18 protein-coding genes are annotated in these 24,565 nt (G+C 65.2%); 10 read left to right on the top strand and 8 right to left on the bottom strand.

Annotated features, from left to right (window positions below):
- Nucleotides 1-38 precede the first annotated feature (38 nt).
- Nucleotides 39-644 (bottom strand): hypothetical protein, encoded by a 606-nt coding sequence (locus tag GW587_RS21885; RefSeq protein WP_166106724.1) that lies wholly within the window; start codon nt 642-644, stop codon nt 39-41.
- Nucleotides 645-686: 42 nt separating this feature from the next.
- A complete protein-coding gene (locus GW587_RS21880; RefSeq protein ID WP_166106723.1) occupies nt 687-1,586 on the bottom strand; it encodes a LysR family transcriptional regulator in 900 nt (299 codons plus the stop codon).
- Between the two features lie 102 nt (nt 1,587-1,688).
- On the opposite strand from GW587_RS21880, the gene GW587_RS21875 reads away from it, so the two are divergent.
- Nucleotides 1,689-2,711, top strand: coding sequence for an aldo/keto reductase (locus tag GW587_RS21875; RefSeq protein ID WP_207393597.1), 1,023 nt, complete (start codon nt 1,689-1,691; stop codon nt 2,709-2,711).
- Between the two features lie 3 nt (nt 2,712-2,714).
- Nucleotides 2,715-3,137, top strand: coding sequence for an SRPBCC family protein (locus tag GW587_RS21870; protein ID WP_166106722.1), 423 nt, complete (start codon nt 2,715-2,717; stop codon nt 3,135-3,137).
- 7 nt (nt 3,138-3,144) lie between these two features.
- Here GW587_RS21870 and GW587_RS21865 read toward each other — a convergent pair whose 3' ends face one another.
- On the bottom strand, nt 3,145-4,062 hold the full coding sequence (locus GW587_RS21865; protein WP_166106721.1) for a LysR family transcriptional regulator: 918 nt from the start codon (nt 4,060-4,062) through the stop codon (nt 3,145-3,147).
- Between the two features lie 95 nt (nt 4,063-4,157).
- Here GW587_RS21865 and GW587_RS21860 point away from each other — a divergent pair, with 95 nt between their 5' ends.
- Nucleotides 4,158-4,589, top strand: a complete 432-nt coding sequence (locus GW587_RS21860; RefSeq protein ID WP_166106720.1) for an ester cyclase — start codon at nt 4,158-4,160, stop codon at nt 4,587-4,589.
- Between the two features lie 74 nt (nt 4,590-4,663).
- Here the strand turns inward: GW587_RS21860 and GW587_RS21855 are convergent, their stop codons facing one another.
- Complete coding sequence (locus GW587_RS21855; RefSeq protein ID WP_166106719.1) at nt 4,664-6,634, bottom strand: glycoside hydrolase family 97 protein; 1,971 nt, start codon at nt 6,632-6,634, stop codon at nt 4,664-4,666.
- Nucleotides 6,635-6,855: 221 nt separating this feature from the next.
- Here GW587_RS21855 and GW587_RS21850 point away from each other — a divergent pair, with 221 nt between their 5' ends.
- The 3 genes from GW587_RS21850 (at nt 6,856) to GW587_RS21840 (ending at nt 10,795) form a co-directional block, all read left to right on the top strand.
- Nucleotides 6,856-7,311, top strand: coding sequence for an Ohr family peroxiredoxin (locus tag GW587_RS21850; protein WP_166106718.1), 456 nt, complete (start codon nt 6,856-6,858; stop codon nt 7,309-7,311).
- A gap of 59 nt (nt 7,312-7,370) precedes the next feature.
- A complete protein-coding gene (locus GW587_RS21845) occupies nt 7,371-7,826 on the top strand; it encodes an Ohr family peroxiredoxin (protein WP_166106717.1) in 456 nt (151 codons plus the stop codon).
- A gap of 89 nt (nt 7,827-7,915) precedes the next feature.
- A complete protein-coding gene (locus GW587_RS21840) occupies nt 7,916-10,795 on the top strand; it encodes an ATP-binding protein (RefSeq protein WP_166106716.1) in 2,880 nt (959 codons plus the stop codon).
- A 6-nt stretch (nt 10,796-10,801) separates the two neighbouring features.
- On the opposite strand, the gene GW587_RS21835 is transcribed toward GW587_RS21840, so the two are convergent.
- From GW587_RS21835 to GW587_RS21820, 4 genes are all read right to left on the bottom strand, one after another.
- Entirely contained in the window at nt 10,802-11,722 is a 921-nt protein-coding gene (locus GW587_RS21835; protein ID WP_166106715.1) for an alpha/beta hydrolase, read from the bottom strand.
- A gap of 110 nt (nt 11,723-11,832) precedes the next feature.
- Nucleotides 11,833-14,505 carry a right-handed parallel beta-helix repeat-containing protein gene (locus GW587_RS21830; protein ID WP_166106714.1) on the bottom strand — a complete coding sequence of 891 codons (2,673 nt, stop codon included), beginning with the start codon at nt 14,503-14,505 and terminating at the stop codon, nt 11,833-11,835.
- 209 nt (nt 14,506-14,714) lie between these two features.
- A complete protein-coding gene (locus GW587_RS21825; RefSeq protein ID WP_166106713.1) occupies nt 14,715-17,273 on the bottom strand; it encodes a glycosyl hydrolase 115 family protein in 2,559 nt (852 codons plus the stop codon).
- A gap of 23 nt (nt 17,274-17,296) precedes the next feature.
- Nucleotides 17,297-18,673 carry an enolase C-terminal domain-like protein gene (locus GW587_RS21820; protein WP_166106712.1) on the bottom strand — a complete coding sequence of 459 codons (1,377 nt, stop codon included), beginning with the start codon at nt 18,671-18,673 and terminating at the stop codon, nt 17,297-17,299.
- Between the two features lie 392 nt (nt 18,674-19,065).
- Here GW587_RS21820 and GW587_RS21815 point away from each other — a divergent pair, with 392 nt between their 5' ends.
- From GW587_RS21815 to GW587_RS21800, 4 genes are all read left to right on the top strand, one after another.
- Nucleotides 19,066-22,146, top strand: a complete 3,081-nt coding sequence (locus GW587_RS21815; protein WP_166106711.1) for a TonB-dependent receptor — start codon at nt 19,066-19,068, stop codon at nt 22,144-22,146.
- A gap of 144 nt (nt 22,147-22,290) precedes the next feature.
- Complete coding sequence (locus tag GW587_RS21810; RefSeq protein ID WP_166106710.1) at nt 22,291-23,028, top strand: GntR family transcriptional regulator; 738 nt, start codon at nt 22,291-22,293, stop codon at nt 23,026-23,028.
- Nucleotides 23,028-23,747 (top strand): GntR family transcriptional regulator, encoded by a 720-nt coding sequence (locus tag GW587_RS21805; protein WP_229259586.1) that lies wholly within the window; start codon nt 23,028-23,030, stop codon nt 23,745-23,747. Before GW587_RS21810 ends, GW587_RS21805 begins: the two co-directional genes overlap by 1 nt.
- An 80-nt stretch (nt 23,748-23,827) precedes the next feature.
- Nucleotides 23,828-24,472: a TetR/AcrR family transcriptional regulator gene (locus GW587_RS21800; protein WP_166106709.1), complete on the top strand. Its 645-nt coding sequence runs from the start codon at nt 23,828-23,830 to the stop codon at nt 24,470-24,472.
- Nucleotides 24,473-24,565: the final 93 nt, after the last annotated feature.

Genomic DNA, 24,565 nt, shown 5'->3' with positions numbered 1-24,565 from the left:
GTGCGGGACGAAAGATATGACCGACAGTGTAGCCGAATCTACAGGCAAACCTCCACGTAGTTGACGGATGGTTCCAGGCCGGCGCGGATTTTGGTGACGGCCTTGCCGTCTTCCTCGATCACGAAGGCGGCGTTGGGCTGCGCGCCGCGCACGCTGAGGTAGTGGCCTTCGGGCAGATACTTGTGCGGCGAGACTTGCAGCGACGGCGCTTTCTGCCGCGCCTGGGCCAGCGTGTCGCCGACGGCGATGCCGGTGTCGTTGGGCGTGCCGGTGTCGGCGTCGGCGCGGGTGATCACGCCTTTCTCGACCATGAAGCGGGCGCCGGGCAGCGACTTGAATCGCACCGAGCTGCAGGCGGGATCGTTCTCGCCGAGTTGCTGGGCTTTTTCGCCCAGCGCGGTCTCGGTCGCGGCCAGCGTGTCGCCGAAGTGCAGCTTGCCGTAGCCTTGGGTCGACAGCGTCGGCGCGGTGCTGGCCGGTGCGGCGGCGGCCGGCGTCTCGGCGGACGCCGCAACCGGGGTCGCCGGCGTTTTGCCGGCGCCGGACGGCGTCTCGGACGGTGCGCGCGAGCACGCGGCGAGCGCCGCCGCGATCATGAGCGCGCAGGCGATGCGGCGCGGGCTGGATGTCAGGTGATCGGTCATCGATGCTCCATGCGGTTGAAAAGCCGCACCGTAGCACAGGCGCTATTGCGGTGTCGCCAGCTCCAGCAGGGTCTCGCGGAAGGTGGACACCAGCGGCCGCAGGTTGATGCGATGCCAGGCCGCCCACAACGGCGTGCGATAGGTGAACCACGGCAGCTCGCGCAGCACCACGCCCGGCGGCGCCTGATGCCGCAAGCCTTGCTGCACCATCGCCACGCCGAGGCCCGCCGCCACCAGGCCGAGCGCGGTGATCGGCTCGCTGGCCTCCATCTGGATCTTCGGCGTGAAGCCGGCGCGCGCGCAGGCGGCCATGAAATTATCGTGCGCAAGACCAGTCTCCTGGTGGCGCACCGCGATCCAGTCCTGCCCCGACAGATCGGCGGGCGTGATCTCTTCCAGCGCGCACAGCGGATGCGCCTCCGGCAGCGCCAGTATCAATGGATCGCTGAGCACCCGCGCCGCCTCCAGATCGGGATCGTCGGCCGGCGGCGGTTCGCACACCAGCGCGATATCCAGGCTGCGCTGGCGCAGGCCCTCCAGCTGCTCCGACGTGTGCAGGCTGTAAAGCGCCACATGCACCGCCGGCCGCGCGGCGCGCAGCGTGCGCAGGCCGGCCGGCAGCACCCCGGCGTGCATCGCATGTTCGACGTAGCCGACGCACAGGCCGCCGTCGTCGCCGCGTCCCAAGCGCTTGGCCATCGCCTCCAGCCGCTTGGCGTGCATCAGGAAGGCCTGGGTCTCGGCGAGGAAGGTACGGCCGTCGCGCGTCAGGCGGATGCGCTGCTGGCTGCGTTCAAACAGCGTGAGTCCCAGCTTTTCCTCCAGCTGGGCGATCTGCCGGCTCAGTGGCGATTGCGAGATGTGCAGCCGCTCGGCGGCGCGCCCCACGTGCTCCTCCTCGGCCACGGCGACGAAGTATTGAAGTTGGCGGATATCCAGCATGTCAGACTCAAAAGGACTTAAGATGTGCAAATTATGTCTTGGACAGTCTTATCGCGTCAATCTAAACTTGCTTCACTTTCTTCATCACTTAAAGGAATCAAGATGAGTATCCGTCAAAAACTGCAAGGCAAACTGGGTTTCGGCACCGCGCCGCTGGGTAATATGTTCCGCGACATTCCGGAGGCCGAAGCGCTGGCCACCGTGGATGCGGCGTGGGACCAAGGCATCCGCTTCTTCGACACCGCCCCGTTCTACGGCGCCGGCCTGGCCGAGATCCGCCTCGGCGAAGCGCTGGCCCGCCGCAAGCGCGACGAGTATGTGTTGGCCACCAAGGTCGGCCGCGTGATTCTCGACGAGCTGGAAGACCCGTCGGCGCGCGATCTGGGCGAAAAAGGCGGCGTGTTCGAATTCGGCCGCAAGAACAAGATCGTCAACGACTACAGCGCCGACGCCACGCTGCGTTCGATCGAGGACAGCCTGAAACGCCTGAAGACCGATCGCCTGGACATCGTCTGGGTGCACGACGTGGCGCAGGATTTCTACGGCGATGAATGGCTGGCGCGTTTCGAATCCGCCCGCACCGGCGCCTTCCGCGTGCTGGACCGCCTGCGCGACGAAGGCGTGATCCTCGGCTGGGGCCTGGGCGTGAACCGCGTCGAGCCGGTGGAACTGCTGCTGGAGCTGGACGCGCCTAAGCCCGACGCCATGCTGCTGGCCGGCCGCTATACGTTGCTCGACCACGAACGCGCCTTGCAACGCCTGATGCCGACCGCCGCCAGGCAGAATGTCGACATCGTCGTCGGTGGCCCATATAGCTCGGGCATCCTGGCCGGCGGCGCGCACTTCGAATATCAGAAGGCATCGCCGGAGATCGTCGCCAAGGTGGAGCGCATCAAGGCCATCGCCCAGCGTCACAACATCAGCGTCAAGGCGGCCGCGTTGCAGTTCTCGCTGGCCAATCCGGCGGTGGCGTCGGTGATTCCAGGCGCCAGCCGTCCGGAACGCATCCTGGAAGATCACGCCGCGCTGAACGAGACCATTCCCGCCGCCTTCTGGCAGGAGATGCGCGAACAGAAACTGGTGGCGCCCGATGCGCCGCTGCCTATCGACGCCAAAAAGGAGTAAGTCATGGCCAGCACCATTGCAAGCATCACGATTCCCGTTTCGGCGGCGCGGGTGTGGCAACTGATCGGCGGCTTCAATTCGCTGCCGGACTGGCTGCCCTACATTCCCTCCAGCGAATTGAGCGAGGGTGGACGCATCCGCACCCTGGCCAATCCCGCCGGCGAGGCGATCGTCGAACGGCTGGAAGCCTTCAACGACAAGGAGCGCTTCTACAGCTACTCGATCCTGAAGGCGCCGTTCCCGGCCAAGGATTACCTGGCGACGCTGCGCGTCAAGCCGGACGGCGAGGACGCTGCCGTGGTTGAATGGTCCGGCAGCTTCACGCCGGTCGGCGTCGGCGACGCGGAAGTGGTCCAGCTGTTCCATGGTATTTACGCCGATGGTTTGCAGGCGCTGAAGGAGACGGCGATGGCGGAGTCTGCGTGAGGCTAGCCTAAGCCAGTCCCTGTCCCACCAGCGCTATCTGCTCCCGCAGCCAGCGCTGGGCCGGATGACCGTCATTGCGCCGGTGCCAATGCAGTACGAACAGCACCGGCGCAAGGTCGATCTCCGGCGGCAGCGGCATCACCGCCAGCGCGCCGCGCATGCCGCTGGCGCGCACCGCTCCCTGCATCATCGTCGCCAGCAGCTCGCTGTGCGCGACCACGCCCGGCGCGGCATACATCTGCGGCAAAGCGATGGCGATCTCGCGCTTGCGGCCCAGGTGCGCAAGCTTGATGTCGACCAGTCCGACGCCGTCGCCCTCGGGCGACACCAGCAAATGCTGGCACGATAAAAATCGCTCCAGCGTCATTTTCTTTTGCGCCAGCGGATGCGCCTTGCGCGCCACGCAGACAAAGTGTTCCTCGAACAGCGGCATGGTCGGGATACGCGGCGTGACGCCGCCGGGAACGCCCACCGCCACATCGACCTCTCCGGCATCGAGCAGCGACACCGCATCCTCGCGGGCGATGAACGATCTGACCTTCAGCGTCACGCCCGGCGCCTGTTTCGCCAATCGTGCCAGTAACTGCGGCAGCAGGACGAAGGCCGGATGTTCCGACAGCCCGAGCGTGAAGCGCACCGTCGAGCGGGCCGGATCGAAATCCTGCGTGAAGTCCAGCGTGCGCTGGATGCTGGCCAGGGCCTTGGCCAGCGGCGCCGCCAGTTCCAGCGCGCGCGGGGTCGGCTGCAGGCCGGCGGCGCTGCGCACGAACAACTCGTCCTTCAGCAGCAGGCGCAGACGCGCCAGCGCCGCGCTCATCGCGGGCTGGGTGCGGCCGATGCGCACCCCGGCGCGCGTCACGTTGCGCTCGCAGATCAAGGCGTCGAAGGCGACCAGCAGGTTGAGGTCTATGCCATGTAAATCCATGGCATGGATAATACTGCATATCCATTATCGATTGGACTTGCGTAGGTGGCGGCCGCTAAAGTGGCTGGGTCATTCACTTACGCAGAAAGCCCTTTATGAACAACGGACTCACCGCCGCCCAGCAACTGGCCATCGAAACCTTGTACCGCGCGTTCAATGAACAGAATCCGGATTTGCTGGACCAGGCACTGGTCGAGGATTGGCAGGACATCCCGCTCGGACCGGGCCAACAGCCCGGCCGGGCTGGCATGAAGCCCATCATCGCCATGTTCGGCGCCGCCTTCCCGGACGTGAAGATCACGGTCCAGGACATTTTCGGCCGCGACGGCAAGGCGGCGGTGCGGGCGCAGATCACCGGCACGCACTTGGGCGAATTCTTCGGCATCGCGCCGACCGGCAAGCCGATCGCGATCGCCATCCACGAATTCCACACGCTGACGGCGGACCGCGTCAGCCATACCTGGCACCTGGAGGACTGGTTCGGCATGCTGAACCAGATCGGCGCCTGGCCACGGGGTCAAGTCTGACATTCGTACACGAGCCCAGCCGTAGCTTTCGCTACGGCTGGGCTCGTGTACGAATGTCAGACTTGACCCCAATTTTATTTGATCACCGCCACCGCGCCGCCGGACGGCGCCAGCTTCAGGGTCAGGCTTTGCGTCGCCGAGACCTTGCTGTCGCCGGCGACCAGGCGGGTGGCGTCGGCGCCGTCCTGCAGCGTGCGCGCGGTGTAGGCGCCCTTGCCGAGGAAGGACAGCGGCACCGTCAGCGTGCGGCCTTCCTCATTGGTCATCGCGCCGATATACCAGGTGTCGCCCTTGCGGCGCGCGGAGACGATGTACTGGCCGATGTCGCCGGCCAGGATCCGGGTCTCGTCCCACGACGTCGGCACGGCCTGCACGAACTCCGCGCCGTCGGCGTTCTTGTACGCCGCCGGCGCGTCGGACACCATCTGGAACGGGCTGTCGTAGACCACGTACATGGCGACCGCCTGGCCGCGCGTGGTCATCACCATCGGCTCGTGGTTGCGCGATTTGAAGCTGGCCGGGCTGACGTTGCGGAACCCGCCCGGCGTGTAGTCCATCGGCCCGAGGATCATGCGGGTGAACGGCAGCGTCACGTTGTGCGTGGCGGTGATGCGCGCGCTCCACTTGTTGTTCTCCGCCCCGAGCACGCCTTCCTGCGTGATGTAGTTCGGCCAGGTGCGGTTCAGGCCATTCGGCGGATAGGCGCCGTGCAGGTCGACCATCAGGTGGTGCGCGGCCGCCTTCTCCAGCACCTTGTGGTACCAGTCGACCATCTCCTGGTCGTTGCGGTTCATGAAGTCGACCTTGACGCCTTTGACGCCCCAGGCTTCGTACTGCGCGAAGGCCGCGTCCATCTGCCGGTCCAGCTGCTGCCACTGTAGCCAGAGCCACACGCCCACGCCTTGCGACTTGGCGTACTGCAGCAGCGCCGGCATGTCCATCTCCGGCTTGCCCTTGGTGACGTCGGCCTGCGCGTTCGGTTCGACATCGCTGCCGACCGACCAGCCTTCGTCGATCAGGATGTCGTCCAGCTTCATCTGCTTCGAGAAGTCGATGAAGGCCTTGTAGGTGGCGGTGTTGACGCCGGCATTCGGCACCTCGACGGCCCAGTCGTTCCACCAGTCCCACGACGTCTTGGACGGCTTGATCCAGCTGGTGTCCTTGATGCGCGACGGCGCGGCCAGGGTCGGGATCAGCGAGGACGCGGTCAGGTCGCCCGGCGCGTCGCCCAGCATCACCACCCGCCACGGCGTCTGGAACCCCTGGCCCTTCATCGGCACGCTGGCGGAGATCGATTTGCGGAAGCGGAAATCGCGGTCGTTGTCGAAGCGCGGCGGCAGCGTCACCATCACGCCCAGGCCGGCGTCGCCGCGTCCGGACAGGAAGAAGCCCGGGTAGTCCTTGACGTCCGACTCGGCGATGGCGAAGGTGGTTTGCCCGCTGCCGGTCTTGCACACCAGCGGCGCCATGTAGTTGTGGAAGTTGCGGATCCTGGACGCCTTGGTCGGGTCGTACTCGGCCTCGAAGCTGGTGTCGAAGCGGCCCATGTTGGCGCCCCAGCAGTCGTAGTCGGCGGCGAAGTTGAACTGGGTGAGTTCGCTCTTGACCTTGATGACGTCGACCCCGGCCTGCTCCGGCACCGTGTAGCGGAAGGCAACGCCGTTGTCGTAGGCGCGCACCAGCAGGTGGAAGTTCAGCGGCTTGCCGGCGGCGGCGAAGGCGAGGTCCGACTGGCGGTAATGATCGGGCGCGCTGCGGGCCTTGCCGACCACGATGTCGTAGCGGTCCTTGACCACGCTCTCGGCGTGGCCGGTCAGCCTGGCGCCGGCGCCGATGCTGGCGCCGTCCAGCTTCAGGCCAAGCGGCGACGCTTCGATGATGGTCGTGCCGTCGCGGCTGACGGCATAGGTCAGCTGTTCGCTGTCGATGCTGACCACGTTGCGGCCGTCGGGCGATGTGACGGCGATGCTGTCGGCCCAGGCGCCGGATGCGGCCAGGGTGGTGGTCAGGGCGAGCAGGGCGGCGGCGCGGACGGGATCGGTCATGGGGGTCTCCATTTTTATAGTGGCCCATTTTCGGATCATCGCGCCGGCTCTGCAATTGCGAAAATCACCAAGGTAAGCATGTAATTCACTACTGAAATATATATCGCATACGATGCAATCGAATGCGCTTGACATCCTCAGCGAGGTCGCTATACTAGACACATCGGATGCGAACAAGTCGCATGAGATGTAAATAAACCGCAATCTAAGGAAGCGAAATCATGAGCAACATCACCCAAGTCCTCCTCACCGGCAAAACCCGCACCACCGGCGCCGACTCGGCCATCTTCTCCGGCAACCACGAGGGCAAGCTGAATATCGCGCTGAGCGCGCCGGGCAACGCCAGCGCCCGTTCGTATGTGTTCGAAGCGGTCGAGGCCCATCCCACCGCCGAGCAGCTGTTCGCCGGCGCCTGGTCGGCCTGCTACAGCGGCGCCGTCGGCATCGTCGCCAAGCAGATGAACGTCACGCTGCCGGCCGACACCGCCGTCGAAATCGAAGTAGACTTGGGAGTGGGTGGCGGCGCGTACTTCATTCAAGCCCGTCTGAATCTGATCGTGCCCGGAATCGCCCCTGACGTCGCCACCGCGATCGCCCACGGTGCCGATGCGATGTGCCCTTACTCCAAGGCCACCAAAGGCAATATCGACGTGGTGTTGAGCGTCGTAACCAACTAATTAAACTCGCATGCGATGAAAGCGCATGCGAATTCAAACTCTATTCAAAGGAAACCATCATGAGCAAAATCCAACAAGTACTCGCCACCGGCAAAACCCGCACCACCGGTGCCGACTCGGCCATCTTCTCCGGCAACCACGAAGGCCTGCTGAACCTGAAGCTGAGCACGCCGGGCAACAGCGCCGGCCGCGACTATGCGTTCGAATCCGTCGACGCCCACCCGACCGCCGAGCAGCTGTTCGCCGGCGCCTGGTCGGCCTGCTACAGCGCCGCCGTCGGCATCGTCGCCAAGCAGATGAAGGTGACGCTGCCGGCCGACACCGCCGTCGAAATCGAAGTCGACCTGGGTATGGGCGGCAACGCCTACTTCATCCAGGCGCGGCTGAACCTGATCGTGCCCGGCGTCGACCGTGAAGTCGCCACCGCGATCGCCCATGGCGCCGATGCGATGTGCCCTTACTCCAAGGCCACCAAAGGCAATATCGACGTGGCGCTGAACGTCGTCACCGCCTGATGTTGGCTGCGGCCGGTTGTTCAACGCCGGCCGCTTTCCCTCCTTTGCATTTGTTCTATACTTGGTAGACTATTACCAGGTACGAGTCGATGAGCGATTCCATGGGCAAGCGTGGGGAAGCACCGGTCATCGCCGAAGACCGGGAATATTCCTTTGACGGTTTTCACTTCATTCCCGGTCAACAGCTGCTGCTGCGCGAAGGCAAACCGCTGCGGCTGGGCGGGCGCACGCTGGACATCCTTGCCATGCTGCTGGAGCGCAGCGGCGAGGTGGTCACCAAGCAGGAACTGATCGCCGGCGTCTGGCCCGCGCTCGTGGTCGAGGAAAGCAATCTCAAGGTCCACGTCGCGGCGCTGCGCCGCGCGCTGGGCGAGGGCGGGCGCGAAGCGCGCTACATCGCCACCTTCAGCGGTCGCGGCTACCGCTTCGTCGCGCCGGTCAGCGTCACCCGCATCGCGGCGCCGTCGGAGGGACCGGCGCCGCCGCCGTCGCCGCGCATGAGCAACCTGCCCGCGCCCGCGACCCGCGCCATCGGCCGTGGCGAGGCGATCGAGATCCTGCTGCGCGCGATAAACCAGCACCGGCTGGTCAGCATCGTCGGTCCCGGCGGCATCGGCAAGTCCACCGTGATGCTGCCGGTGGCCGAAGCTTACATCAGCCGCAACGGCATCGAAGCCTGCTTCGTGGATCTGAGCACGCTGTCCGATGGGCAGTTCGTGATCGGCGCCATCACCTCGGCCCTTGGGCTGGAAATCAATTCCCACGACGGACTGCAATCATTGATCGCCAAACTGCAGCCGCGGCACCTGTTGCTGGTGCTGGACAGCTGCGAGCATGTGATCGACGAGGTGGCCGTCCTGATCGGCCGCATCATCGAAGGCGCGGCGGGCGTGCAGGTGCTGGTCACCAGCCGCGAGCCGCTGCGCTCGGCGGGCGAGTATGTGCATCGGCTGGTGTCGCTGGCGTTTCCCATCGGTGCCCACATCAGCGCGGCCAACGCGCTGCAATACCCGGCGGTGCAGTTGTTCGTGCAGCGCGCGTCGGAGGCGCAGGACAGCTATCAGCTCACCGACGCCGATGCGCCGGCCGTGGTGGAGATCTGCTGCCGCCTGGATGGCATTCCGCTCGCGATCGAATTGGCCGCGACCCGCGTCGACGCCTTTGGCGCGCGCGAACTGGCGGCGCAGCTGGACGAGCGTTTCCGTTTGCTGAAGCGCGGCCTGCGCACGGCGTCCGCGCGGCATCGCACGCTGGAACAGGCGCTGGACTGGAGCTATGACTATTTGCCGCCGGTGGAGCAGAAGTTGTTGTGCTCCTTTTCCGTCTTCGCCGGCGCGTTCACGCTGGACGCGGCGGTGGGCGTTGTCGCCGAAGCGGGCACCGATGCGGCGGCCGTGGTCGAAGGCATCGCCAACCTAGTGGACAAGTCGCTGCTGTCGGCGGACGTCAGCGGCCCTTACGTCAGTTACCGCCTGCTCGACACGACCAAGGCCTACGCCCAGGAGAAACTGGAAGCACGCGGCGAGATGGATGCCATGCGCCGCCGCCATCTCGAACATCACCGCACGGTATTGGAGCTTGGGACCGCCGAATGGAAAGCCCGCTCGGGCATTGATTGGCTGTCCTGCGACGGCAGTTGTCTGGACGATGTCCGCTCGGCGCTGGCGTGGGCGTTCTCGCCCGCCGGCGACGCCACGCTGGGCATCGCGCTGACGGTCGCCGCGATTCCGCTGTGGATGGAGCAATCGCTGTTGGAGGAGGCACGCCAGTGCATCGAGCGCGCTTTGAGCGGCGCCGGCCCTGGCGAAGGCCCCACGCCCCGTGAGGAAATGAAGCTGCGCGCCGCGCTGGGTGCCGCCACGCTCTACGCCAGCGGTCCGCTGCCCGCGACCAACGCCGCCTGGACGCGCGTGCTGGAACTGGCGGAGCAGCAGCAGGACAGCGAATACCAGCTGATGGCGCTGTGGGGCCTGGCCACTTATCGCAGCTACCTGGGCGAGTTCCAGACGGTGCACGAACTGTCCGAGCGCTTCGGCGCGCTGGCCACGCAAACCAGCGACCACATGGCGGTGATCGGCATGGAGCGCCTGATCGGCACCGCGCTGCATTTCTCGGGACACCAAAGCTCGGCGCGGCAATGTCTGGAGGACATGCTGAGCCACTATGTGTCGGATGCCCGTCGTTCCAGCATGGCGCGCTTCCAGCTCGACCAACGCTCCGCCGCGCTGGGCATGCTGGCGAACGCGCTGTGGCTGGAAGGCTATGCGGACCAGGCGATACAGACCGTGCGCACCGCATTGCAGGAAGCGCGCGAGGTCGGGCATACGGCGTCGCTGATGAACGCCATCGCCACCGCCGGCTTCCCCATCATGATCTTCGTCGGCGACGACGCCGGCGCGCAAAGCCTGACCGACGAGCTGTCGCAGCTGCTGACGACCCACACGCTGCCGCTGTGGGCGACCCTGGCGCGCTGCATGCACGGGACGCTCAAAGTGCGGCGCGGCGACGTCGAAGCCATCCCGCAGTTGCACGAGGCGGTCGATAAATTACAGGCCGGCGGCTATCGTCTGCGCCTGACCTGCCACAGCGGCGGGCTGGCGGCCGCGCTGGGCACCCAGGGCCGGCGGCGCGAAGGCTTGCGGCTGATACGCGGCGCGCTGGCCTTGTGCGCGTCCGGCGAGGAGCGCTGGTGCGTGCCGGAGCTGTTGCGCATCAAGGGCGAGCTGCTGGAAGCGGACAACACCGACGCCGCGATCGAAGCCTATCATCAGGCGCTGCAAGTGGCGCAGCAACAGAACGCGTTGGCGTGGGAACTGCGCATCGCGATCAACCTGGCGGAGTTGAAGATACGCCGGGGCGAGGAGGAGGAAGGCCTGCGCTTCCTGGCCTCCGTGCATGACCGGTTCAGCGAAGGCTTCGGCACCGCCGATCTGCTGAAGGCCAGAACGCTGCTGGCCCGGGCCCTGTAGCGCAAATCAGCTATTGCGCCACTCGCGCTCCAGGAAGTACGCGGCATCCTTCAAGGCCTGCATCCCTTCTGGCGGCACGGCGGCGAACATGTGCCACACATGAGACATGTCCGGCCACACGTCCAGCGACACGCGCACGCGGTTTTCGGCAAGATGCACCGCCAGCCGCATCGCATCGCTCAGCATCACTTCGCGTTCGCCGATGTGGATCAGGATCGGCGGCAGGCCGCGCACGTCGGCGAACACCGGCGAGGCGTCCGGGTCGTTTTTCAACGCCTCGTTGAGGAAGGCCTTGGCCAGCAGGTTCAGGCCTTCCAGCGTCACGGTGGGATCGACGCCGTCGCGGGTCAGCATCGAGGAGCCGGTGTGTTCCAGGTTGGTCCATGGCGACAGCGCGACGCCAGCCACCGGCAGCGGCAGGCCGGCGTCGCGCGCCGCCACCATCACCGTCACCACCATCGCGCCGCCGGCGGAATCGCCGGAGAAGGCGATGCGCTCGGCCGGATAGCCCTGGTCCAGCAGCCATTGGTAGGACGCCAGGCTATCGTCGATGGCGGCGGGGAAGGGGTGTTCGGGCGCCAGGCGGTAATCCGGCATGTAGACCTTGGCGCGCAGTAGCTTCGCATAATGCCCGGCCAGGCCGTGATAGCCGGCCGGGCTGCCGACGACGTAGCCGCCGCCGTGCAGATACAACAGGATGCGGCCGTCCTGCACCACCTCCGGCGCCACCACCGTGGCGGGGATGCCGCCCATGTCGATTTCCTCGATGGTCACGCCGTCGGGCGTTGGATGGACGGCGAGCGCCTTCAGATAATTTTGCCGCGCCTCGGGCCACGACCCGGGCTCGCCGCGCACCAGCGGACCGAAGGCGATCGGCGCGTTATTCCAGCCTTCGATATGTTGTTGCACTATTGGGGAGTAAGACATGATGGGTTCCTTTAACTGACGACGATTGATCACTTCAGGTTAGCAGCGGGAAGCCGCCACCCGAAGTTAAGCGTAGTTAAATGAAGTTGGAACCGGTTTGCCCGCCCAGGCTATTTGACCAGAACCGCATAGTTGTTATAGCTCGTCGATCCGGTGTTCCCCAGCGTCACCTGGGAGTTCGCCGCGTACGACTTCTGGTAAATGCTGAATGGCCGTGTCGTTCCCGCTTCGTTGTCGATCAACTTGTCCGGGGTCGCGGTCCAGGTGGAGAGCCACGAAGGGACGGTGGTGATCCGGTCGTCGATCGCGACATAGACGGTGCTGTTGCGGGTGACGGTGAAGCCAAGCAGCGTGGCGCCGGTGTAGTTCTTGGACCCATTCGCGGTGCGGATCCAGTCCGCGCCGGCATAAGCCGTCGGGAGCGCATTGACGCTGACCGTCCGATCCCCGTAAAGGGTATCTCCGGGCTGGATATTGCTCAGGACCGACCAGCTGGCGGCGTTGGCGGTATCGCCGACGACCATGTTGGCGACGACCGGCTTCACCATCACCGCATAGTTGTTGTAGCTGGTCGAGCCGCTGGCGCCCAGGCTGACCAGCGCGTTGGCGGCGAATTCCTTCTTGTAGATCGTGTAGTTGCGGGCCACGCTGCCCTCGGTTTCGACCAGCTTGTCGGTGGTGGCGGTCCAAGCCGCGAGCCAGCCCGGCTTGGTAACGATGCGGTCGTCGGAGGCGACATACACCGTCGCATTCCGCGTCACGGTGAAGCTCACCAGCGTGGCGCCGGTGTACGCCTTCGAATCGTTGGCGGCGCGGATCCAGTCGGCGCCGAGATACAGCGCCGGCAGGGTGGTGATGGTCAAGGTCCGGTCGCCATACAACGTATTGCCGACTTGCAGATTGCGCCTGATCGACCAATCGGCGGCGTTGGCGGTATCGCCGACCGTCATGTTGATGAGGTCCGGCTGGGCCACGTAGACGCCGATGTCGGTGCTGGCGCCCAGCACGCTTTTTCCTTCCAGATCCGTCATCGGCGCGACCGCGATATTGGTGGACGGATGGGAGGAGATCACCTTGCCGGCGCCGATCAGCGGAGAGCTGGTCTTCAACTTCAGCCCATTCAGATTGACGCCGTTGCCGGCGCCGCCGAGGACCGCCAGCACATTCATGAATTGCGGGTCGCCGACGATGGCATGGATGTCTTCGGCGGGGACGGCGGCGACACCGAAATAGCTGTTGCTGTCGTAGGTGACGCTGGTGCCGTCGGCCACCGTGGAGGTCGCGTTCGGGCTGTAGAAAATATTATTGTAGAAGTACTCGAAGTTGTTCGAGTCGGCCAGGTAGGCGCTGCCGCCGGACGAGTTGACGAAGGTCGCGGCCTGCGATCCCGAGTTGTAGAACACATTGTTGTAGATGTAGTTGTTGCCCTTGTCGCCGTGGATATTCATATAGCGTTTGCCGGGCGCGCTGTCCTTGATCACGTTGTAGCGATACACCGAGCTGCCGTAGATGAAACCGCACAGCAGTATCCCGTCGCCGTTATCGTGCAGGTAGTTGTACTGCACCAGCGCGTTGGTGGTCGCCTTGTCGGTATCGATCGCGTTCGAGTCCGATCCGGTCGGCTTTTGCTTGGCGCCATACACTTCGTTCCATTCGACGGTGATGTTGTCGGTGAAGTACAGCTCAATGCCGCTGGTGCCGGCGCCGCTCGACACATTGTGCCGCACCACCGAGTCCTTGCTGCAGGTGAGGTAGATGGTGTCGGCGGCCCAGTCGCTGCCGTTGTGATCGAGGTAGTTGTTCTGGATGGTGATGTTGGTGTTCGGGTACCAGCCGGTGACGTCGTAATCCGGACTGCTGGCGTCCTGCCGCGCGCCCCATGCCGCCAGCTGCTTGATGATGATGCCGCCGAAGGAGTTGTTGAGCAGGATGTTGTTCTCGATGCTGACGTTGGAGAACCAGGTCGGTTGATATCCCGTCACGCTGACCGGATTGGCCACCACCGGCAAGCCGTTCGCCCCCTTGACGATGATTTCGAACAGGATGCCGGCGGTGCGCTTGGATGGATCCCATCCGGCCGCGCTGACCGACTGCCATTCACCGGCGACATCATGGATGTACAGGTCGTGCAGCTTGAACCCCTGCAGCACCGTCTGCGTGGTGTTGTTGCCGCCGACGATGTGTATGCCGCGCCGGTCGAACAGCTTCGCGCTTTCGGCCGCCGTGCCGGTGTAGCCGTCCGGCTTGCTGCTGATGTCCAGGTCGCGGATCTCGACGTATTGCTGGTTTTCCAGATACAGCGCGTCGGAGGCGTAATGGGTGGTGCCGTCCGTGGCGGTCCAGGGCAGTGCGATATTCTTCGCCGAGAACCTCGGCTTGGCTCCGCTGCCATAGGCGCCGATGACGATCGGCGCGCTGGCGCTGCCGGAGCCGAGCGGATGCAGCGCCACGCTCAGCTCCCAGAATCCGCCGGCTTTGAACAGGATCATGTCGCCTGGGGCGAAGGTGATGGTGTTGACCTTCTGAATGGTCTGCCACGGCGTGGACTGGCTGGTGCCGTTGTTGCTGTCGTTGCCGCTCGGGTCGACGTAATAAATCGTTCCGCTGGTCGCGGCCGGTGTCGACGTGACCACCTTGGCGTTGCTGGCGTCGCTGCGGATGCTTTCGCCAAGTTTCTTCATGACCTCGTCGCCTGGCAGCGCCAGAATATTCGAGGTGCCGGCCAGGCTGGCCGCCAGCGTTGTGGCGCCCATGGTGACCGCCGCCGCTTTGCTCTGGGCCACCGGAGCGTCGGACGAGAGTCCGCTCCCCCCGCAGCCGGCCAGACCCAGACATAACAGCGTCCCAAGCAGGCTTGCACGCCTTAGTCGCGATGCCCGGTTCAAGCCAATTCGATATATATTATTTAAACTATTCACGATGTCTCCTCCGTTGATGGGATTAAAACCTATGGTTCCACTGCTCCTCCTTTTTCCACTTCGCCTGCATTGAATCAGAGCGGCTTGCCGTAATAGGCCGGCGCGCCGTCGAACTTGATCTCGATCCGGTCCAGCACCACGCCGGGGTCGAGCGCGAAAACGCGCAGCGCGTGGGCGCCGGGCTTCAGCGCCGGCAGAGCGACACGTCGTACCGCCGTGTTGGACAGGACATTGGTCTTCCATTCGTCGCTGCGGCCGTGCGTCGCGAAATCGAGCAGCTGCGGCGCGCCGCCATCGAGGCTGTAGGCCATGCGCACCTTGTTGGCGGAGGTCAGCGCGTGGACCGGCAGGCCGACGAAGATGAGTTGCGCGGCGCCGCTGGTGGCGGTCGAGAAGGCATACGACAGCACCGGCGCGGCATCGGCTTGTTCCAGCCCGCGCGACGGCAGATCCAGGTCCGCGCGCATGCTGGCGCCGTAGCTGCCCAGCCCCGGCAACAGGCTCCAGCCTTTGGCCGCGATGCCTTTGGCCGCCGGCAGCGCGACGATGTGCTGCTGCTCGTCGACGCGCTGGTCCGCCGCGCCGCGCGCGAGGGGGATCGATTCTCCCTGGCGCGACATCGGCGCCGGATCCACCAGCGGGGACGCGGTGCGCGCGGTCTGCTCGTAGCCGGGCATCAGCGGCGCCGCGAACACCGGCAGCCGGCGCGGCGCGGCGTCCATCATGCCGGTCCATTTGCCCCGGCCCATGGCGTTGTATTGCGCGGTGTCGCGGTCGATCGCCCGTTGCGCCTCGGCGGCCTGGCTGGCGTACAGCGAGGCGATCGGACGGCCTTCGCGCGCATACTGCGCCGCCAGGTCGAGCTTGAGGATGCGGAGGTTCAGGTTGGCGCTCGATTGCACCGGATAAAGCACCAGCTGGAAGTAAGCCTCCCGCAGATGCGACGGCAGCGCGGCGCCCAGGTCGCGCGCGCGCCGCGCCAGCGCCTCGTAACGCCGCAGGCGGCGTTCCGCCTCTTCGCCGCCGCCGGCGAGATAGGCGCTCTGGCGCACCGGCGTGATCGGTTCCACCTGGCTGAAGCCCATGAACTCAGGACGGCGCTCCCATGCCAGGTCGTAGTAATCGCGCATCACCTCCGCGATCGGCGCCGCATGCGCGGCGCCGAATTGCGTCGCCAGCCAATGCGCCAGATGGTCCTGCGCCGGCCGCCGCAGCTGGGTCGCGTCGAACGCGGCGTCGAGGAAGTATTGGGTCAGGTATTCGATCGGCTTGATGTCGCCGACGTTGACCACCCAGACCTTGCGCGTTCCGGTCGCCACCGCACGTTGCAGCTGGTCGCGCACCAGCTCCGGATGGGTGGTGCCCAACCATAGGTAATCGTGCGGCCGGCCCCAATAGGAGAGGTGGTAGTACAGACCTGTGCCGCCGCCGCGGCGCGCTTCCGCCGGCGTGCTGAGTTGGTGCAGGTAGCCGTAGTTATCATCCGGCCACACCAAGGTGATATCGTCCGGCACCTTCAGGCCGGCCTGGTAAATATCCAGCACTTCCTTGTACAGCGTCAGCGCCTGAGGTATCCGCTCGGCCGGTTTGCCCAGCGCCTTGGACAGCAGGCGGCGCTCGGTGTCGATGACCTCCTGCACCGCGTCGCGCGCCTCGGCGATCGAGCCGGCGCCCTCCATCGCGCTGTCATGCACGCCGCGGATGCCGACCGAGTACAGGTTCTCGTACTGCTTCACTTGTTCGACCCGTTCGGCCCAGTAGTCGACCAGGGCGGCGCGATTGGTGAAGAAATTGAAGTCGCCGCGCCGCTGGTGGTCCCATTCGCGCACGTTGTTGCGCATCATCGGTTCGGCGTGCGAGGTCCCGACCACGATCCCGTACTGTCGGGCGACGGCGGCGTTGCCGGCCATCTGGTAGAACGGCGTGGTGGAGTCGTGCATCGCCGGCCAGATCAGATTGGCTTTCAGGCGCAGCATCAACTCGAAGATGCGCGCATAGGTCGCGGGGCCGATGTCGCCGCTCGGATCATGCCGCGCGGCCCACGGTTGCAGTCCCCAATCCTCATCGTTGAGAAAGATGCCACGGTACTGCACCGTGGGTGCGGCCGAGCGGATGCGCGCGCCGTCGATGGCGACGCCGGGCTGGATCGGCGGTGGGGCATCGGCCCACCACTCCCAGGCCGAGACGCCGATCTCGCGCGTGACATCGATCGCGCCGTAGGCGGTGCCGCGCGCATCCGAGCCGGCGATCAGCACCAGTGTTTTGCCGGCTTTGCCGGGCAGCGCGACGCCGACCCGTTCGTAGCGCTCCCATTGGTCCTGGAGCCAGGCCAGGTCCACGCCCGCTGCTTTGGCGATGCCGGCCATCAGCGCGGAATCATGCCGGCCGAGGACGAAGCAGACCTGGGCGCAGTCGTCGACCTTGTCGACGGCGCTGGAAGGGAGGCCGGTCACGGCGGCGAGGTCGCGGCGTAACAGCGCGGCGGCGATCTGGATCGTCTCCTGCTGTTCGGCCAGCACGGAGGGCGCGCCGTCGCGCGCTAGCAGCGGCAGCGGCGCCGCGAGGGAAGCGCCGCAGGCGGCCAGCAGCGCTGCGGCCAGGGTGGTCTGGATCAGGGGTTTGAGTTTTTTCATGGCGATGGGTCGGTGGTCTCGGTTCAGCGGGCGAGGCTGGGGCGCTTGGGATCATAGCGCCAGCCGGGAACCAGGAAGCGCATCGCCACCGCGTCGTCGCGCGCGCCCTGGCCGACTTGCCGGTACAGCTCATGGGCGCGCTCGATCCGGTCCATGTCGGGTTCGATGCCCAGTCCCGGCCTGTCCGGCACCGCCACCGCGCCGTCGACGATCTGCAACGGCTCGCGCGTCAGGCGTTCGGTCCCCTCCTGCCAGATCCAGTGGGTGTCGATCGCCGTGATGGCGCCGGGAGCGGCGGCGGCGGCGTGGGTGAACATCGCCAACGAGATATCGAAGTGGTTGTTGGAATGCGAGCCCCAGGTCAAGCCCCATTCGTCGCACAACTGGGCCAGCCGCACCGAGCCCTGCATGGTCCAGAAATGCGGATCGGCGAGCGGGATGTCGATCGCGCCCAGGTGATGCGCGTGGCCCATCTGGCGCCAGTCGGTGGCGACCATATTGGTGGCGGTGCGCACTCCGGTGGCGCGGCGGAATTCGGCCATGATTTCCCGTCCGGAGTAGCCTTGCTCCGGTCCGCACGGATCTTCGGCATAGGCGAGCAGGTGGCGGTGTTCGCGACATACCGCCACCGCGTCCTGCAGCGACCAGGCGCCGTTCGGGTCGACCGTCACATGGGCCGCCGGACGGCGCTGTTTGATCGCCGCCAGCGCCTGCATTTCGTGCTCCGGCGACATGACGCCGCCCTTGAGTTTGAAATCGCGGAAACCGTAGCGGTCGGCCGCAGCATCGGCCAGCTCCGCGATCGCGCCCGGGGTCAGCGCTTCGCGGTGGCGCATGCCGTACCAGTCGTCGCCGCCGGCGCCGGCCGCGTAGGACAACGCGGTGCGCTTGCTGTCGCCGATATAGAACAGGTAGGCGAGCATCGGTACGCTGTCGCGATGCTTGCCGCTGCCCAGCAGTTCGCACACCGGGACGCCAAGGTGCTGCCCGAGCAGATCCAGCAGCGCCGCTTCGATCGCGGTGATGACGTTGTCGAGGCGCAGGTTGATCTCGTGGGGCTGGCGCAGCAACGCCGCTTCCGCCGCCGAGCTGACCTGGTGCCGCGTGTCGCCGTCGCGCGCGCCATGGCGGGTGCGAATCTGGTTGAGCGTGCGCTGGAATCGTCCGACTTCGGTGCCGACGACGAGTGGCTCCGATGCCTGCAGGGCTTGCAAGATGCCGTCGCCGCCCGGCACTTCGCCGACGCCGACGCTGCCATCGTTGGTGGTGAGCAAGACCAGATTGCGGATGAAGTAGGGGCCATGGGCGCCGCACAGGTTCAGCAGCATGCTGTCCTTGCCGGCGACGGGGATCACCCGCATGGCGGTGATGAGGGGCGTTTTGGAGACTGGGCTGTTCATTGATTGACCATGTTGGACGACGGATGGGTACTAATATATTACGTTCTCGCCAGACTATGCAAATTCAAAATATCGCGGCACGACCTGCCGATCTCCCTTTGATTTATTATAAGTATATGAATTTAAATAAAAAAACTGCTGGTGATGCAGCGCTGTTCGCGCCATGTTCAGGTGCTGAAAACGCATCTATGCCATTTTGATATACGGATAATTGAAATAATCATTGCAACTATGTGGTCAATTCGCGACGCACTAAAACATTACGACCGGAGAGTCCGGTAGTATCTGGACGTCGGTGCTCACAACGCGAACCGAAGCGGTCAGGATCACTCAGATGACCGGCCGCAGCGGACATTCAATACCTCTGGCTATGCCAAAAAAAGGGAGACAACATGTATCACTCGAAAAAATCCACCGCGCACCGCGTGCAGCGGCCGATGCTTGGCCTGTCGCTGCTGGCCGGCCTGATCGGCCAGGCCTACGCGCAGCAGGAGCCGGTGGCCGCCGCGACGCCGGACGCCGCCGAACCGGTGGTGTCGATCGTGGTCAGCGGCTATCGCGCCGCGCTGCAAACCTCGGCGCGCGAGAAGCAGCGCGCGACCGGTTTCCAGGACGCGGTGTTTGCGGAAGATATAGGCAAATTCCCGGACAGTAATATCGCCGAATCGTTGAACCGCATCCCCGGCGTACAGATCGGCCGCAACATCGCCGGCGAAGGGACCACCGTGCAGATTCGCGGCTTGGGGCCGTCGTTCACCAAGGTGACGCTGAACGGGGCGCCGTTTTCGCCGGTCAGCTCGTCGTGGTCGTCGGTCGGCGTGGCGACCGGCGGCGGACGCGACCTCGACCTGAATATCCTCCCCACCGACCTGTTCACCAAGCTGACCGTCAGCAAGAGCCCGAACGCCTCGCAATCCGAAGGCGGCGCGGCCGGTACCGTGGACCTGCGCAGCGCGCGTCCGTTCGACAAGCAGGGCCAGTATGTCGCCGTGAGCCTGGACGGCGCGTATTCGCAGGAGGCGGGCCGGGGCTATCCGAAGGGATCGATCGTGGCCAGCAAGACCTGGGGCGACAGCTTCGGCGTCCTGATGGGTGTGTCGTACGCCAACACCCAGCGTTACAGCAAGTCGTGGGAAGCCGTGGGCTGGACCAATCCGAATCTGACCGCCGCGCAAAGCTCGTCGCCCGGCCGCAACAGCACCGGCGGCGGCAACTGGACCATTCCGGCGCTGGTGCCGGCCAACGCGGGCGGTGGGCTGGTGGCCGGCACGCCGATCGATCAAGCCTTCCTGCTGGCGCACAATCCCGGGGTCGGCATCGACGCGATCGACAACGGTTATGTCGCCCGCCTGGCCCGGCCGATGACCGACCACGGCAATAACGAGCGCACCACCGGCATCATCAGCGCCGAGTACCGGCCTACGACGGATCTGCATTTTTATCTCGACACGCTGTATTCGTCCAACAATGCGCAGTACGAACGGACCGACATGAACTTCGTGGCGCGCAGCAGCGGCATCATCCCCACCAATTACCAGGTCGATCGCTCCGACTGTGCCAGGGGGTGCGTGGTCACCTCGGCCGACTACGCGAACGCCTACAATTTCCTGGAGTACCGCCTGTTCCGCGAGGACGGATATACCTACAACCTCAATCCGGGCATGGAGTGGAAGCTCAGCGACAAGCTGAAGTTGAACGCGCAAGCGAACTACGGCCAGAGCCTGTTCCATCGCGAGATGCCGACCATCATTCTGGCGACCCAGCCCGGGCTGGTCCATTACAGCAACACCAGCGGCACGCCGGCGATCCAGAGCGCGGCCAACCTGAATGATCCCAACAGCTTCGGCTGGGTCGATGGCGTGACCCGGGTGCAGATCCAGGATGAACGGCGCGTCTCCCGCACCAAGGGCGCCCGCAGCGACGTGAGCTATGGCGACAAGGCTTTCACCATCAAGCTCGGCGTGTCGTATGACGATTGGATGCGTCGCATCCGCAACTACGATAATTCGATCGGCTATCAAGCCGCCACCTGCGGCAACAATCCTTCGCTGGTGCTGCCGGCGCCCAATACCATGGCCAGCTGCGCCGGCGCCAACACCCCGGGCGCCAGCGCCGCCGCGCTGTTCCCGGGTTACGGCAGCGCCTACACCGCCGGCCAGACCGGGGTGCCGAGGTTCAACGGCTCGCTGGTGCCCGCCGCCGCCTTGCCGGGATACCTGATGCCCGGTCCCGACGGTTATGTGACGATGGACTGGTCGCGCTTCGCGACCGCGAGCAACTACCAACAATTCCACGACGCGACGGTGGAAACGGCGGCCACCGCGCTGACCACGCCGGCCGCGTACATCCAGGAGGGGATCGCCGGCGCCTTCATCGACGCCAGCGGCGATCTCGACCTGGCCGGCGCCAGCCTGCGCTACGACGCCGGGGTGCGCTATGCGCGCACCCGGCAGAGCGTCGGCGCCTACTCGGCGCAGCCGGACCCGCGCAACACCAGCGCGATACTCAACGGCGGCCGCTATCCGGACGTGGCGAGCTGGGTCTATCGCGACCGCAGCTACAGCAATGTGCTGCCCTCGGCGAGTGTCGCGTACAACCTGCGCAAGGATATCGTGTTGCGGGCCGCGGCCTCGAAGTCGATGACGCGGGCCGATCCGACGCTGCTGCGGCCGGGCATCACGTTTACCTCGACCTCGGCGGATATCGGCTCGATCGGCAACCCCGACCTGGACCCGTTTACCTCGAACAACCTGGACGTCGGCGTCGAGTGGTACACCGGGCGCGAAGGCTATCTGTCCGCGACCGTGTTCGGCAAGCGGATCAAGGGCTTGACCGTGGCCGAAAACGTCACCCTGCCGTTCGGCGAGCTGGCCGCCTACGGCGTGACCTACAACAGCCTGACGCCGATCCAGAAGGTCGCCCTGGACGCGCGCGGCGGTCCCGGCGCCGCCACCGTGGTGATGACCCGGACCCGCAACGCCGCCGGCTACCTCGACGTCAAAGGTGTCGAACTGGGCTGGGTGCAGCCGCTCGACAACTGGTTGCCGCTCAAGGGATTCGGTTTCAACGAGAACTTCACCTACGTCAACCAGCAGGCCAGCGGCGAAGCGGCCGGCGCCTTCGTCGCGCTGGGCGTGCCGAAGAAATCGAACAACTTGACGCTGTACTACGAACGCGACGGCTACATGGCGCGGCTGTCGCACACTTATTCCGACGGCTTCCAGGTCACCGGGGCCAACCAGAATGGCGTGACCCAGGCGGCGATCTTCCGCGAATCGTTCAAGCAGCTCGATTTTTCCTCCAGCGTCGACCTGGAGCGCGTGCTGGACCGTGACGGGCTGCCGACGCTGACCTTCAACATCGCCAACGCCAACAATGCCCGTCTGCGTTATTTCAACCAGTACAGCAACGCGACCGAGGCGATCAACAGCGGCGGCCGCACCTACTCGGTGGGGCTGCGCATGAAGTTTTAAGCGTGACGCCCGGGATGCCTGCTCCAGTGGGGCCCGGGATTGACTGGCGGCGCCCGACCGCGTCGCCGGTTTTTTTTGAAGTACACTGATCGATGAGGTAAAATATTAGTGCAATATTGAGCGGCGTCTTCAAGGCAGATACGGATGGAATCGGAACAGTCGTCTTTACAATTTGAGCTCGACAAGTCGCAAAACGCCGCCAACCAAGTCTATGCGCACCTGCGCGAGCAAATCCTGAAAATGTCGCTGAAGCCGGGCGCCGTGCTGTCGCGCTCGGACCTGTCGCGCTACTACGGCGTTTCCGCCACCCCCATCCGCGACGCCACCTTGCGTCTGGCCGAAGAAGGGCTGGTCGATATATTTCCCCAGCACGGTACCCGGGTCAGCGACATCGACCTGGACGCGGCCAAGCATGCGCATTTCCTGCGCCTGTCGCTCGAGCTCGAGATCGCGCGCAAGCTGTCGGGCGAGTATCCCCAGGATCTGCCGCAACAGTTGCAGACGCTGATCGCCCGGCAACGCGCCTGCCTGGCGGCGCAGGACTTCGACGCCTTCGTGCACGCCGACCTGGAATTCCACCATCGCCTGTTCGTGGCGGCGAACATGGAGGGGCTATGGGTCCTGATGCGCTCGAAAAGCGGCAATATGGACCGGCTGCGGCGGCTGCACGTGCCGTTGAACGGCAAGGCCGACGCGGTGTTGCAGGAGCATGCCGATCTGGTCGACGCGATCGCCAACCGCAATGCCTACTCCGCCGAGTCGGTGGTGCGCCGGCATCTGTCCGGCACCCTGTCCAAGCTGCGCGCGCTGCGCGAACGTTACCCCGGCGTGCTGATGTCCGAAGACGCCATCGTTCCGGCGCGCGTCGCGCCCGGCGCCTGATGCCCGCTCCCAGCGCCCTGCCGATGTCGACCGACCCATTTCAGCTGCCGTTTCGCCTCGACCGCAGCCGCAATGCGGCGACCCAGGTGTTCGACCATTTGCGCGAGCTGATCACCACGCTGGCGTTGAAGCCGCTGGCATCGCTGCAGCGCAATGACTTGTCGGCGTATTACGGCCTGTCGTCGACGCCGGTGCGCGATGCGTTGACCAAACTCAGCGAGGAAGGCCTGGTGGACATCTACCCGCAGCAGGCGACGGTGGTGCGGGCGATCGACGTGCAATCGGCGATGCAGGCCCAATTCCTGCGCCTCGCGCTGGAGGTGGAAATCGCCGATCAGTTGGCGCAGCAGGTCACGCCGCAGCTGATCGGCACGCTCGGGAATCTGATCTCGCAGCAGCAGCTGGCGCTGTCGCTCGGCGATTTCGATACCTTCGTCAAGGTGGACATGGCCTTCCATCGCCAGATGTTCGCTTCCGCCAACGTCGAGCAACTCTGGCATTGGGTGCGCCAGCAAAGCGGCAACCTGGACCGCCTGCGCCGTTTGCATGTCCCGATCGAAGGCAAGGCGGCCCGGGTCGTGGCCGACCACCGCGGCATCGTGGCGGCCATCGAGGTCGGCGACAGCGCGCAGGCGATGGCCAATGTCCGCAGTCACCTGACGGGCACGCTGACGCAGATCGAGGCGATCCGCGAAAAACACCCGGGCTACCTGATCTGATGGGCGGCGGAAGCTTGACGCTCCCGGGTCTTGCGACTATATTAATGACTCATAAGTAAGTTACTCTCACACATACACCCATGCAAGCCACCCAAGACACCAAGCCACGCTGGGAGCGGCGCAAGGACGCGCGGCCGCAGGAATTGCTGGCGGCGGCGCTGGAGCAATTCGTCGAACGCGGTTACGCCGCCACCCGCCTGGAGGACGTCGCCAAGCGCGCCGGCGTGTCCAAGGGCACGCTGTACCTGTATTTCGCCAATAAGGAAGAGCTGTTCAAGGCGGTGGTGCGCGAAAACATCGTCGCCACCATCGGCGAGGCCGAACAGGACGCCGCCGCCTTCGACGGCCCCAGCGGCGAACTGCTGGGCGCGCTGTTGATGAAGTGGTGGAACGAGATCTGCTCCACGCCGCTGGGCGGCATCGCCAAGCTGATGCTCGCCGAAGGCAATAACTTCCCCGAACTGGCCGAGTTTTACAACGAAGAGGTGGTCGCGCGCGGCAGCAACCTGTTCACCCGGGCGCTGGAGCGCGGCGTCGCGCGCGGCGATTTCCGACCGGTCGATCCGGTGGTGATGACCCAGGTGCTGATCGCGCCCGTCATGATGCTGCTGATGTGGACCCACTCGTATATCCCGACCTGCGACATGCCGCCGGTCGAGCCGGGTCCGTTCATGGCCACCTTCCTCGAGACCACGCTGCGCGGCCTCAAAGCCGATACCCCGTGAGCCGCCCAGCCCCGAGATTTCCCATCCAGCTTGCGTTTTTTGCAGGTTCACCCCCCAAAATCTGCAGACTGTCGCAATTTCCCTCCAAGCAGC

It is taken from the genome of Duganella aceris (genome assembly GCF_011090165.1).
Taxonomy (GTDB): domain Bacteria; phylum Pseudomonadota; class Gammaproteobacteria; order Burkholderiales; family Burkholderiaceae_D; genus Rugamonas; species Rugamonas aceris.
Note: the sequence above shows the minus strand (reverse complement) of the source record. Positions and strands in the feature narration are given on the sequence as shown.